Raw genomic sequence first — 268 nt, 5'->3', positions numbered from 1 at the left:
GAACAGGCACGCGATGCCGAGCAGCACCGTGGGAATGCCTTCGAGGATGAACAGCCAGTGCCAGCCGCGCAGGCCCCAGACGCCGTCCATCTGCAACAGCAGCGCGGAGATCGGCGAGCCGATGAAGCTCGCGGCCGGAATCGCGACCATGAACGTCGCGACGATCCGCGCGCGGTACTGCGCGGGAATCCAGTACGACAAATACAGCAGCACGCCCGGGAAGAAGCCGGCCTCGGCCGCGCCCAGCAGGAAACGCAGCACGTAGAAC

Annotated in this window: 1 protein-coding gene; it reads right to left on the bottom strand. The window is 66.4% G+C overall.

Annotated elements, in window-relative coordinates; all coding sequences use genetic code 11:
- Nucleotides 1-268: MFS transporter (locus AAEY88_RS13845; protein WP_350563309.1), on the bottom strand; the 268-nt coding region annotated here is incomplete at both ends.

It is taken from the genome of Psychrobacter sp. CAL346-MNA-CIBAN-0220 (genome assembly GCF_040309805.1).
Lineage (GTDB): Bacteria > Pseudomonadota > Gammaproteobacteria > Pseudomonadales > Moraxellaceae > Psychrobacter.
The sequence above is the reverse complement of the archived record's forward strand: the minus strand, read 5'-3'. Positions and strand labels throughout refer to the sequence as shown.